This is a genomic window from Pseudovibrio sp. JE062, from assembly GCF_000156235.1.
Taxonomy (GTDB): domain Bacteria; phylum Pseudomonadota; class Alphaproteobacteria; order Rhizobiales; family Stappiaceae; genus Pseudovibrio.
Genome location: NZ_DS996817.1, coordinates 107,545 through 116,892 on the forward strand (window position 1 = coordinate 107,545; position 9,348 = coordinate 116,892).

At 52.6% G+C, this 9,348-nt stretch carries 9 protein-coding genes and 1 tRNA gene; 4 read left to right on the plus strand and 6 right to left on the minus strand.

Annotated elements, in window-relative coordinates:
- Nucleotides 1-3 precede the first annotated feature (3 nt).
- On the minus strand, nucleotides 4-1,416 hold the full coding sequence (locus tag PJE062_RS24335) for a PLP-dependent aminotransferase family protein (RefSeq protein WP_008552723.1): 1,413 nt from the start codon (nucleotides 1,414-1,416) through the stop codon (nucleotides 4-6).
- A 91-nt stretch (nucleotides 1,417-1,507) separates the two neighbouring features.
- On the opposite strand from PJE062_RS24335, the gene PJE062_RS24340 reads away from it, so the two are divergent.
- On the plus strand, nucleotides 1,508-2,104 hold the full coding sequence (locus PJE062_RS24340; RefSeq protein ID WP_008552745.1) for a LysE family translocator: 597 nt from the start codon (nucleotides 1,508-1,510) through the stop codon (nucleotides 2,102-2,104).
- Nucleotides 2,105-2,109: 5 nt separating this feature from the next.
- On the opposite strand, the gene PJE062_RS24345 is transcribed toward PJE062_RS24340, so the two are convergent.
- Nucleotides 2,110-3,072, minus strand: a complete 963-nt coding sequence (locus PJE062_RS24345; protein WP_008552682.1) for a nucleoside hydrolase — start codon at nucleotides 3,070-3,072, stop codon at nucleotides 2,110-2,112.
- A 225-nt stretch (nucleotides 3,073-3,297) separates the two neighbouring features.
- On the opposite strand from PJE062_RS24345, the gene PJE062_RS24350 reads away from it, so the two are divergent.
- Together PJE062_RS24350 and PJE062_RS24355 are read left to right on the plus strand one after the other, a co-directional pair.
- Complete coding sequence (locus PJE062_RS24350; RefSeq protein ID WP_008552792.1) at nucleotides 3,298-3,576, plus strand: metal-sensing transcriptional repressor; 279 nt, start codon at nucleotides 3,298-3,300, stop codon at nucleotides 3,574-3,576.
- Nucleotides 3,577-3,623: 47 nt separating this feature from the next.
- Nucleotides 3,624-4,943, plus strand: coding sequence for an MFS transporter (locus tag PJE062_RS24355; protein ID WP_008552741.1), 1,320 nt, complete (start codon nucleotides 3,624-3,626; stop codon nucleotides 4,941-4,943).
- A gap of 13 nt (nucleotides 4,944-4,956) precedes the next feature.
- On the opposite strand, the gene PJE062_RS24360 is transcribed toward PJE062_RS24355, so the two are convergent.
- Together PJE062_RS24360 and PJE062_RS24365 are read right to left on the minus strand one after the other, a co-directional pair.
- A complete protein-coding gene (locus PJE062_RS24360) occupies nucleotides 4,957-5,715 on the minus strand; it encodes a class I SAM-dependent methyltransferase (RefSeq protein ID WP_008552721.1) in 759 nt (252 codons plus the stop codon).
- A gap of 91 nt (nucleotides 5,716-5,806) precedes the next feature.
- Entirely contained in the window at nucleotides 5,807-6,469 is a 663-nt protein-coding gene (locus tag PJE062_RS24365; RefSeq protein ID WP_008552718.1) for an OmpA family protein, read from the minus strand.
- Nucleotides 6,470-6,806: 337 nt separating this feature from the next.
- Here PJE062_RS24365 and PJE062_RS24370 point away from each other — a divergent pair, with 337 nt between their 5' ends.
- On the plus strand, nucleotides 6,807-8,627 hold the full coding sequence (locus PJE062_RS24370; RefSeq protein ID WP_008552697.1) for a carboxylesterase family protein: 1,821 nt from the start codon (nucleotides 6,807-6,809) through the stop codon (nucleotides 8,625-8,627).
- An 82-nt stretch (nucleotides 8,628-8,709) separates the two neighbouring features.
- Here the strand turns inward: PJE062_RS24370 and PJE062_RS24375 are convergent.
- Nucleotides 8,710-8,786, minus strand: a tRNA-His gene (locus tag PJE062_RS24375).
- Nucleotides 8,787-9,017: 231 nt separating this feature from the next.
- Nucleotides 9,018-9,348 (minus strand): phasin family protein (locus tag PJE062_RS24380; protein WP_008552777.1); only part of this gene is annotated, 331 nt, incomplete at its 5' end.

Below are 9,348 nucleotides of genomic sequence, written 5' to 3' on the forward strand. Positions count from 1 at the left end.
TGCCTAGCCAACCATTGGACGTGGTGTTTGATTGCTGCCCAGCTGATCTATGGAGTCTTTCAGCAAGGATATGGCATCCTCAAAGTGAGCGTCCTGCGCGATGGTTGAAAGACTGATGCGCAGTGCGTTGGTATCTGTGCGCGGTGCGGCCTGAAAATGGCTATGAGACAGCACCTCAACCCCACGCAAAAGCGCAGCCTGCTCCACCAACTCTGCATTTTGCTGCTCCGGCAACTGCATCCATGTAAACAGCTTTTCCTCACCGCCTTGCAGCGTGACTCCCGGGAACATCGCCTTGAGGGCATGGTAGCGGCGTTTTAGAAGATCCCGCTTTATCTGCAGTGTTGTTTGCAGCTCTCCACCCATGATCCATCTGGAAACGATCTCCACGTTGAGCGGAGAGGCCATCCATGTGCTTTCGCCAATGGCGTTTGCAAAGGCTGTTTTGACGTTGTTTGGAACATGGATATAGCCGGTCCGAAGACCTGCGGACATAACCTTGGACGGTGAACCAATCAGCACGGTGCTTTCTGGCAGGAGTTCCAGAAAACTCTCCTGCTTTTGCGATATGAAAGGCGTATAGGGATCGTCTTCAATGACGGTGAGATTGTGCCTCTCAATGACGGCGGCCAGCCTTTGTCGCTCTTTGCTGGTCATCGTGTGGGTGGTTGGGTTCTGAGCGTTCGGAATGAGGAAGACACCGCGAATATCGTGTTTACTGCAAGCGTCCTCCAATGCATCTGCAGACATTGCCCCCATATGGCCGTTTGCATCACACTCCGCATCAATCGGCACAATCTGAAGCCCCAGAGCTGGCAGGACAGACAGAATGGGTGGGTAGATCATTGCATCAACTGCGATGGCGTCTCCGCGGTTGAACATGGCTTGCAGAGCAATCTGAATGCCGTGCTGAGCGCCACAGGTGACAAGTGTTTGGCTGGGCCTGGCAGGTGCCCCATAAAACTCAGAGAGGAAGTGTGCGCCAATCTCACGATGCTGCGGCGTGCCCTCTGACGGGCCATATTCGTTGAGCGAGTTGACGAGCGGATCTTCACTCAGTTCACGCAGCATGCTGCCCAGATCCGGATTCAGGTGCGCCATCCCTAAATTGCGAGCAAGATCATAGCTCTGGATGCCTTCTGTGTTGGGCATTAGACTCAGCGGGGAGTGCGTGCTGCTGGTTTTGGCGATGTACGTGCCCCTGCCCGTTTCACCGCGCACCAGTTTCCTACGCTCTGCCTCAGCATAGGCACGGGTGATTGTACCAAGCGTCACACCAAGCTGGTAAGCCAGCTCGCGTTGCGGCGGCAGGCGATCACCTTCCACAAGGCGGCCTGTCAGGATGTCGTGTTCCAAAGCCGTTGCAATGCTTAGGTATTTTGGGGAGATGAGCTTGTTTGGGTCAGGCTTCCACATTGTATTCATAACAATAAAGCAATTGATAGATACGATCGATACAATAACTTAGCACGCTGTGTAGATTGTATCAATTGACTGGAATGACAATATGGATTGGGCATCACTCAGCGCCTTTGCGATTTTTGTAGCCATTATGACCGGCACACCGGGACCGGGAAACCTGACCTTCATGGCAATTGGCGCCAGCGCCGGTTATCGCACCGCCTTTCCGGTTATTGTTGCGGCGGAGATCGGTAGCCTTGTGCTGAACCTATGTGTGGCCTTTGGGTTGGGGCAGCTGATGGCACGCGGTGGCCCGTTGGTTACATTCTTCAAGTTCGCGTCTATGGCTTACATGACTTATCTGGCATGGCGCATCGTGCAGCTGAACATCAAGCCGAAGGGCGAAGTCAGCTTGCCAACCTTCTGGGAAGGTTTGCTCATTCATCCACTTAGCCCGAAAACATGGGCCATGAGCCTTGTGGCGTTCACAAGCTTCTTCGCAGCAAATGGTATGGGGCTTTATGAAAACGCCGCGATCCTGACCGCCGGGTTCCTGATTGGCGGCATGATCTCTCACAGCATGTGGGCGATGGTTGGGGTTTCAATTCTGAAGGTGATCGGAGAAGGAACCTTGATGCGCGGCATTACGATTGCCATGGCTGTTGCGATGCTTGCCGCCACTGCATGGTCTCTGCTTCTTTGATGATATCACTGGTGGCGTGATGCAAGCGCTGCCAGTGTACCTTCCAGAATACGCTCCATTTTCGTGCGGTCGGCTTGCTCCATGATGCCGATGATTGGAGCCTGTGTTTTGCCTTCGTGATCCAGAATGGTTGCGCCGCGGGCAAACTCACCGCCGGTTTCCACCAGAACGCCGCAGACAATTGTTCTGGCGATCACTTCCGGATCCAACAGGGCCGCAGCCGCCAGAGGATCGGGCAGGATGAGCAGATCTTCGTGATACCAGGTCTGACCACGCTGGCGCATGAAAGCGCACATATGCTCAGCAAATTTGGCGGGGATCGTATCGCCCAGACGATCAAAGATGCCATCAACCACATCCCCTGGGAGGGCATCATGAAGGCTAGGCTCCCACGGGATCATGGTTGTGTTAACCGCCTGTGAAAGCACCATTTTGGCGGCTTCCGGATCGCATAGAATATTGAACTCAGCTGCAGGTGTGACGTTGCCTCTGCCATGACAAGTGCCGCCCATTGTCCATATACGGTCTATCCCTGCTCCCAGGTCCGGTTCTTCTCGCAGCACCTCTGCCAGATTGGTCAGCGGTCCAATGGTCAGGATCTGGAGTTTGGGACCACCAAGCTCAGCTTTTCGCAGGACATCTCTCAGCGCATTATGGGCTGTTTCACCTGAAGGTTTAAGCAGATGCTGTGGGCGCTCGACACCGCCTAAGCCATCTTGACCATGCACATAAACAGCATCAATCCGTTCACCAACGGTGGGATCAGACGCACCTTTGTGGACGGGAATGTCTGCATTGCAGATGGCCAGCGTATCCAGAATGTTTTGCGTGGCTTGTTCTACATCCACATTGCCAAATGTGGTGGTGATGAAGTCGATCTTCTTACCAGCGCCGATCAGCATCATGAGTGCGATGGCATCATCAATGCCGCCATCCGTGTCCACTGCAAAAACAAAGTTATCCGGCACGTCACTCTCCCGGCACACCTAACTGGCAACGCATATCCATCAATCAGGTTCAGTTTCAGCATTCTGCATTGGCAGACAAGCCCTCGTTTCCGCGGTCTTGATGCCAAACAGCCGACTTCATTGTGCTGCGAAGCATATCACGAAGGGTTACTGAAATGATTTATCCGCGATTTAGCAATCTGAAGCCTTCTTGCGATATCCCCCTAGGGGGGATATAAGCGAGTCATGACTGAGAAGCATACACACCAATCCCATCCGGGAATTGTTAATCGTCTGAAACGCGCCAATGGGCATCTGCGCTCAATCATAGACATGATTGAGGATGGTCGACCTTGCGTGGAAATAGCCCAACAACTTCATGCAGTTGAGAAAGCTGTAATGCAGGCGAAAAAGACCCTGATCTACGATCACCTCGACCACTGCCTTGATGATGCAGTCGACAATCCGGAAGCAAATTCCGAGCAAACGATTGAAGAGTTCAAGGCAATCTCCCGTTACCTGTAGGGGGATATACTAAACTCAAGAAAACAAGAAGCCAAAGGAGTTTCCGCGTGCTTTCCGTACTCGCGAACCGTACCTACCGCCACCTGTTTCTTGCCCAAGTTATTGCACTGTTCGGTACTGGCCTCGCCACTGTCGCGCTGAGCCTGCTTGCGTTTTACATCGCCGGAGATGAAGCTGGCTCAGTGCTTGGAACCGCCTTTGCGATCAAGATGATTGCTTATGTTGGGCTGGCTCCCATCGCTGCGGCTTTTGTTGAGCGTCTGCCACGGCGTGCTGTGCTTGTGGGGCTAGACCTTATCCGTGCAGCGGTTGCGCTCGCACTGCCTTTCGTGACTGAGATCTGGCAGATCTACGTGCTCATCTTTGTGCTGCAATCGGCTTCGGCTGCGTTCACGCCTAGCTTTCAGGCGGTTATTCCAGACGTTTTGCCAGAAGAGAAAGACTATACAAACGCCCTCTCTCTCAGCCGACTTGCCTATGATCTGGAGAACCTGCTGAGCCCGACGATTGCGGCTGGATTGCTGCTGGTGATCAACTTCCATGGGTTGTTTGGCGGCACGGTGATTGGCTTCCTCGCTTCTGCTGCGCTTGTTGTATCCGTAACCTTGCCCAAGCTGAAGCCGATTGAGAACCAGCGCACAGTGAAGCGCATTACACAGGGAACACGTATCTATCTGAGCACCCCTCGCCTGCGCGGCATGCTGGCTGTTTATCTGGCCGTTGCTGCAGGTGGTGCCATGGTGATTGTGAACACCGTGGTGATTGTGCAAGGCACGTTTGGGCTGCAAGCTGATGATGTTGCCATTGCTCTGGCTTGCTTTGGGGCGGGCTCCATGATCACAGCACTTAGCCTGCCGAAGGTGCTGGAACGCTTCAAAGACCGGAGTGTGATGATCCTTGGCGCCAGCGTAATGGCCGTGTGTCTGAGCTTTGGTTTTCTTCTGAGCAGCTTTACGCAGTTGTTGCCGCTCTGGTTCCTGATGGGGCTTGGTTACTCTGCAGCGCAGACGCCCTCAGGCCGTGTTTTGCGACGGTCAGCAACAGGGAGTGATCTGCCTTCCGTGTTTGCCAGTCAGTTTGCTTTGAGCCATGTGTGTTGGCTGGTTGGATACCCGTTGGCAGGCTGGGTTGGTTCCAGCTTTGGTATTCCCACCAGTTTTCTTTCCATGGCGGCTCTGGCGTGGATCAGCGTGTTTACTGCCATGGTGCTATGGCCAAGCAAAGATGCGCAAAAGCTGCGTCATAGCCACGAAGACCTGCCAGACAATGACCCGCACTGGGCCAAAGGCGTCGACAAAGTGGGGAAGAGTCACGTGCACGAGTTCAAGATTGACGACCTGCACACTCGATGGCCGAGCAGCTTGTAAGGCCTATCAGAGATCAGATACGGCCCAGACGCATTGCGATGGGCCAACTGATTTTGCAGCGTTCTTGCGGGTCCCCCCAAAGGCCTGCAAGCTCTTTGGCAAAGCTGTCCGTCAGGTTTGCTTTACCTTCCTTGGCTGCCGCTTTCACTGATGACCATGTGCGGACGTAGCCGAGAAACTGCTCCAGTGACCAATCTCGCTCAATGGACATTGCCGGGTAGCTTAGCTCCTCAAAAGGGAAGTCAAAACTGGCATAGCCATTGTCGACATGTTGGCGCTCTGGTGGCCAGTAAGGGCCGATTTCATCGTAGTAGAACTGGCGGAAGCGATCGTTGCATTTAGCATTGTCTATGGAAAGCACACCGTAACTGACAAGCGCCAGTACGCAACTGGGAGCGGCGATACGTCTGGCTTCCTGATAAAAACTCTGCAGATCAAACCAGTGGGCTGCTTGTGCTGCTACGATCAGATCAACGCTCGTGCCTTCCGCCGAGCACCGCTCAGCGGGTTCTACGGCAAAGCGGATGTTTGGAACAGCTGCTGCATTTTCAATCTGAGAAGCGCTGACGTCGGTGGCTAGGACTTGCTGGAAGTGTCTGGCAATCAAGGCACTGAACTGGCCTGTTCCGCAACCAACATCAACAGCAAGATAGTGGCGCTTACACTGTGCTGCCAGAAACTCGACAAGCTCAGGAGGATAAGTTGGGCGATACTTCGCGTAATCTTCTCCAGCGTTTTGGAAATGTGATGCGGCTAGATCGTTCTGTGTCATGTGCGAGCCTCCCCTATTGCCGATAAGAGACTAACAAAAAACGCGGCCCCGGTAAGGGACCGCGTTCTAAAACTTTTGCCTGTCTGGCTGATTAGTTCAGTGGAGACAGGATGATTTCTACGCGACGGTTCTGTGCGCGGCCAGCTTCGGTTGCGTTGGAAGCAATCGGGCTGGTCAGGCCGTAACCTGCTGCGGAGATGCGTGCACCATTGACGCCCTGGTTGAACAGGTAGTTGCTGACAGAGTCAGCACGGCGCTGGGAAAGCTGCAGGTTAAACTGAGCGGAACCGGTGTTGTCGGTGTGACCGTAAACGTTCAGACGTGTCTGTGGGAACTCTTTAGCAACAAGAGCAACACTGTTCAGCACCTGCATTGCGCGGGAAGACAGAGTTGCCTGCCCAACAGCGAAGGTTACGTCGTTTGGCATGTTCAGAACGATCTGGTTGCCGTTACGGGTTACGGAAACGCCAGAGGACTGAAGCTGCTGACGAAGCTGCGCTTCCTGACGGTCCATGTAGTTGCCGATACCGCCACCGATCAGGCCGCCTGCGGCGGCACCAACGAGAGCGCCTTCAACACGTGCACTTTTACCACCAGCGATCGCACCGATGATTGCGCCGGTCGCAGCACCAAGGCCAGCACCGCCAGCGGTTTTGGAAATGCGGGACTCACCAGTGTACGGGTTGGTTGTGGTACATGCTGCAACGGAAAGGCCGAGAACAATAGCAATCGCGGCGTGCATCAGTTTTTTCATTTAAAATTCTCACATCGTAATTTTGAGGGTCAGATGAATCGTCGTGAATCTGGCCTCACTTCGAACATTAACCCTATCAAAAGCCACTGAGCGCCTAATACAAGTGCTCAAGGGGTGAGTGTCCTTGAATTCCACCGGATTTGTCGCTGAAAACAGCCACTTTCTTTAGTTTGTGATAGCAGTCACAAAAATCATCAATGAATTAAACAAAGCATTTTGACACTCAAAAATTTGCCACAATTTCAGCAAGGCATTTTAAAGCATGCTGTTTAACGCCGTTTTTTCCTAAAAGGCGAACACTAGAGGAAGCCCAAAACAGATAAGAAGGCGGGGTTCCATGAAAACGGTGCTTGCACTAGCATTCAGCATTCTCACCATAACAGGGTCATATGCTCAAAGCCCAAATGCTAATGATCAGCTGCTTTTTGCGCCGGACCAGCCTGCTCCGCCAGAACAGCCCTGCATTACCTTGAGCAACAAGAAGATCCTTTGCGGCAAAGCCGATGACAGTGGCAGCCAGCTGCTTAGTGTCTTCAAAGGGGTGCAGTACGGGCAAGCGGCGCGTTGGCAGCCTTCCAGCGTGTTTGATGAATACGAGCCCAACGGCTACGAGGCTTTGCAATACGGCGCTCGCTGCCCGCAGCCTATCTGGAATCCGAAAGATCAGCTGCGCGGTGAGGAAGACTGCCTCTACATGAACATCTGGGCGCCGGCTGGCGCCATCAAGAACCTCAGCAAACTGCCGGTTATGGTGTTTTTCCATGGTGGTGGTTTCATGGCTGGTGGGGCTGATAAGGCCTATCACGCTGCTGATGGTGAGATCATTGAGCTTTATACCGGCAAGTCTTTTTCCGCTGACCAGAACATCGTTCTGGTGACCGTCAACTTCCGCCTTGGCATTCTGGGTACTTTGGCGACAGATGGGATTACAGGACAAGAACCGTCTAATGGTGGAAACTATGGTCTTCAGGATCAGCAAACAGCCCTGAAGTGGGTGCAGAAGCACATCACCTCATTCGGGGGAGATCCTGATCAGGTGACGATTTTCGGCGTTAGCTCCGGTGCGATGGCGGTTGGATTGCATATGTTCAGCGCAGATAGCTCTCAGGATCTGTTCCGCGCGGGAATCATGCAGAGCAGCGCAGCCTCCTATAAATACCGCAATAAGGAAGAAGGCCGGGATTTGTTTTACTTCTATCTGAAGTGCCTGCGCGCTGCTATTCGCAATCCGGAATCAGATGAGTGCGCATTGACGGCTCAGCTGGATGATCTTGAGAAGGCAACCACACGACAAATTCTTCTCGCTCAAGCCCTGCTGCAGGACCACCTCTTTAAAAAGGGCGTATTCTTGAGCGCCCTGCCCGGCAGCATTGCGTTTTCGCCGATTATTGACGGTAGCTTCCTGAAGGAACAGCCTAACGTGCAGATGGAGAAAGGCAACGAGAAGCCTTTGATGTTGGGCTTCAACAAGGATGAAGGCGTTCTGTTTGCCAACTTCATTGACGCAACTGGCAATCTGAATGCGGTGACGTTCAATGGCATTCTTGGACGTGACTATGAAAACCCGATGCTGATCGTTGGACGCGAGGGTTATGGCGCGCAAACGCCGGCTGCTCATGGCCTGCAGCCCAAGACACCGGCAACAGCTCTTTCTAACTTGATTGGCAACTCTGTTTTTGCTTGCCCAACGATGTCAGCAAACATTGAGAGAGAGAAGCCAACCAACAACACGTGGCTTTACTTCTTCGCGCAGACGTCCGTTGAAAATATGGAAAAGCCCCCTACAAATCCGAAGGTGAATAATGTTTGCGGCCCGCAAAACCAGTGGGGCAATGCCTGCCATGCTTCGGAACTGCCGTTTGTCTTCAACAACATGCCCCCAAACTCAACGGAAGAAGACAAAGCGCTTGCCGTGAGAATGAACGCTCTGTGGGCTCAGTTTGCCAAGACACCGGAAGCAGGTCCTTCTAAAGACTGGAAGCTTTGGGCATGGCCCAAGATCGGCAACCCTTCAAACTTCAACGTGTTGCAGGGTGCGGAAAGTGATGCGAACTTTGAAGATTTATTTGAGCAGTCTGACTGTGCGTTCTGGCTGGGAGAAATAATCGAGAAGAATGCAAATGCCATTCTCATTCCCAAGCAGTTGCCACAGGAATAAGGAAATCTTTTCAAAGTATTAGGGAAAAGAACTGGCGAAGCAGATGATCTCAACTATCTCACTAAGGAGCCTTAAGAAGAGATGGTACAGACGAGTGGATTCGAACCACCGACCTTCGGAGCCACAATCCGACGCTCTAACCAACTGAGCTACGTCTGCTTGCCAGTGGCGCGGAACATAGGTTCAATTTTTAAGGTTGGCAAGTCCCTTGAAACATCAAAATGAAAAAAGTCCACAACACTGATAAAAAATTGGCACTTACCCACTGCGACTAGGTGGTTTCACTCTGTTTTTCAGAGGCTTAAACACAAAATCCTCCCGCCTGAGTTGCAAAATGCTGTGCAATCCAATCGGGAGGATATGTATTTTTTTGAAAAAAATTAGCCGGGCTTATGCGAGCTTCATTTCTTTCATGGACTTGTCGAACGCCTCTTTGGCTGGCTGAGACATGCTGGTCGCAAGTTTCGTTGCTGTTTCCTGCATGTCTTTCACCTGCTGGCTGATCGTGTCGTACTGCTTGCTATTGTAAGCAGACTGAAGTTCGATCGCTTCAGACAGGCTCTTCACACCAAACATGTCGCGGATGTGCGAGAATGCAGCTTCGGAGTTATCCTTTGCAGCATCGACAGCCTTGAGGTTGATTTCCATAATGCTGTCGCGAGTCACTTCCATGGTCTCTTCGAGCATTGCGGTTGCTTCTTCAGAAGCAGATTTCACTTTT

Excerpts from the sequence above, each read along its gene's own strand:
- PJE062_RS24335 (WP_008552723.1), bottom strand. The coding sequence starts at position 1,416 with ATGTGGAAGCCTGACCCAAACAAGCTCATCTCCCCAAAATACCTAAGC.
- PJE062_RS24340 (WP_008552745.1), top strand. The coding sequence starts at position 1,508 with ATGGATTGGGCATCACTCAGCGCCTTTGCGATTTTTGTAGCCATTATG.
- PJE062_RS24350 (WP_008552792.1), top strand. The coding sequence starts at position 3,298 with ATGACTGAGAAGCATACACACCAATCCCATCCGGGAATTGTTAATCGT.
- PJE062_RS24360 (WP_008552721.1), bottom strand. The coding sequence starts at position 5,715 with ATGACACAGAACGATCTAGCCGCATCACATTTCCAAAACGCTGGAGAA.
- PJE062_RS24365 (WP_008552718.1), bottom strand. The coding sequence starts at position 6,469 with ATGAAAAAACTGATGCACGCCGCGATTGCTATTGTTCTCGGCCTTTCC.
- PJE062_RS24370 (WP_008552697.1), top strand. The coding sequence starts at position 6,807 with ATGAAAACGGTGCTTGCACTAGCATTCAGCATTCTCACCATAACAGGG.